At 48.7% G+C, this 630-nt stretch carries 1 protein-coding gene; it reads right to left on the reverse strand.

What is annotated here, in order from left to right; all coding sequences use genetic code 11:
• A partial coding sequence (locus A3763_RS04665) for a 4Fe-4S dicluster domain-containing protein (protein WP_255376604.1) occupies positions 1 to 582 on the reverse strand: 582 nt, incomplete at its 3' end.
• Positions 583 to 630 lie beyond the last annotated feature (48 nt).

Raw genomic sequence — 630 nt, forward strand, 5'->3', positions numbered from 1 at the left:
AATATCGATGCCAGTAGGGCAGACCTGCACACATAAAGAGCAGTCAACACAGTCACCTGCCTGGTCGGCCATTTCCTTTCTTTTTTTACCCTTAACTCTTGGCTCGCCACGGTCATCGTCGTAGGAGACAATCAGAGTGTCCTTATCGAACATGGCGCTTTGGAAGCGTGCATAAGGGCACATATATAAGCATACCTGTTCTCTGAGGTAGCCAGAGTTTCCATAAGTCGCAAAACCATAAAATAGGATCCAGAAAGTTTCCCAGGGCCCAAGAGTGTAGGTGCCAGACAGCGTTGTCCACAAAGACGCTGATAACTCGCGTATAGGTGTAAAATATCCGACCAAGGTAAAACCGGTCCATAATGAGAACAGGAGCCATACAAGCTGCTTGGTCCCCCGTTTGCGAATTTTTTCAGCATTCCAGGGCATCTTTTCCAGCTTAAGCTGTGCGCCTCGGTCACCCTCAATAATGCGTTCCATCCAAACGAAGGCTTCAGTCCAGACGGTCTGGGGGCAGGCATAACCGCACCATAAGCGGCCAGCCAAGGCTGTAAAAAAGAATAGGCTGAGCGCAGCCATGATTAATAGCCAAGCTAGAAAGAAAAAGTCTTGAGGCCAAAACGTTAGCCA

This window comes from Oleiphilus sp. HI0128 (assembly GCF_001635365.1).